This is a genomic window from Gordonia prachuapensis (assembly GCF_036350515.1).
In the GTDB taxonomy this organism is placed as follows: domain Bacteria; phylum Actinomycetota; class Actinomycetes; order Mycobacteriales; family Mycobacteriaceae; genus Gordonia; species Gordonia prachuapensis.
In genome coordinates this window covers 1-1,641 of sequence record NZ_JAZDUE010000038.1, presented here as the reverse complement: position 1 = coordinate 1,641, position 1,641 = coordinate 1, and the positions used below count along the sequence as shown (strand labels likewise).

The following is a 1,641-nucleotide window of genomic DNA, read 5'->3' as shown; positions in this document are numbered from 1 at the left end:
ACCTGAGTTGGACCTCCTTAGTGCCTGGCGTTGATAGCGGCGATGATCGCTTCGGCGTCGTCGTCGAGCGGGGTGCGTGCGGTCAGCGGGTGGCCGTCGATGTCGACGATGACGGTGTGGATGCGGCGCAGGGTTTGCACGATCTTCTTGATCGACATGCCGGTGAGGTTCTGCAGGTCCCGGGCAATGGCGAGGGCGGCGAACACGATGGTCAGGTGCGCGTCGATCGCATCGCGGGTGCGGTGAAAGATCGGGCGGGCTTTCAGGTCGGATTTGGCCATCCGGAATGATTGCTCGACCTTCCACAGGGCGTGGTAGGCCGCGACCACGGCGTGGCCGTCCATCACCGATGCCGTGATGTTGGTGACGTAGCCTTTGTAGCCGGCTGCGGCGCGCGCACGGTCGATGGATTCGTCGTCGAGTGCGACCGTCTGACCGGAGATCTTCACAAATCGCTGCTTACGCAACGGTTCTGCCTTCTCGGTCACGCGTTGGGCGCGCAGGATTTGGGCGTTGAGGGTGCGGTTGTCGCGGCGATCGCGTGCCCAGCTGTAGTGCCACACCACCCGCCGGTCGCGGCGATCAGCTCCGGTGCCCATCGGCCTGCTCAACTCGACGACGCCGCCGTCGTCGATGTAGTTGCCGCGCCGACCGAAGTGGTCTTCCAACTCTTTGGGCGCCTTGGAGGTGCGGGAGGCGACGATGAATTTCAGGCCGGCGTCTTCGAGGGCGTTGAGGTTGGCCGCCGAGAGCATGCCAGCATCGGCGACGACGACCATGTCGGTGATCTCGTGACGTTCGACGAAACCGGTGATGACCGGAATCAGCGTTTTCGTCTCTGCCTTGTTGCCCTCGAACACATGAATGTCGAGTGGAAAGCCGTTGCGCGCCACCAACAACCCGACCGTGACCTGCGGGTCGACACGGCGTTCCTTGCTCATCCCGACCTTGCGCAGCTGGTCTTCATCCTCGGCTTCGAAATACAGCGTCGTGAGGTCATACAGCACCAGCGCCACTCCTGGTCCCTGCGTGGTGACGTGGTCGAGGCAGGCTTTCGATAGTTGGCTGCGGTAGTCACGTTCCACGCAGCGGGCCAACGCCCGTTTGATGCTCGACAGGTGCGGCGCGCTGATCCCGATGTCATCGAGCACCCGCAGCGTGTCGAGTTTGCTGGTCGGCTCGACCAACCGGGCACACACCAACGCGGCGAAGGTGTCATCGCCGAGCACATCGAAGCCCAGCCGCCGATACGAGCTGATCAGGGTGGTCCACAGCAGTTCGCTGGAATAGCGAGTGATCACCGCCTCACCGGCCGCCCGCACCTGCTCGGCACCCGATAAGCCGAGGTCGAGGTGTTGCTGACCGGCCTCGATCTTGCCTTTGGCGACCGCGATCAACGCCGCCAACTCAGCCTCGGTATGCGCGGAGCCGATGTGTTCCACGATCCGCCGGCGGCCCTGCACGGTCTCGGCGATCTGCACCGCCGTCGCACCTGACGCGGTCGTCACCTTCCGGACATACGGGCTCACCAACCGACCATATCCGAGACATTTAGTGCTCGAGATTCCAGACAGCCAACACGCTGACCAGCACCGATAACCAGCCGCCGCCCCGAAATCGGGTCAGGAGGTCCAACTCAGG

General features: G+C 63.6%; 1 protein-coding gene. It reads right to left on the bottom strand.

What is annotated here, in order from left to right; translation table 11 throughout:
• Positions 1–17 precede the first annotated feature (17 nt).
• Entirely contained in the window at positions 18–1,529 is a 1,512-nt protein-coding gene (locus tag V1Y59_RS23640; RefSeq protein ID WP_330507482.1) for an IS1634 family transposase, read from the bottom strand.
• Positions 1,530–1,641 lie beyond the last annotated feature (112 nt).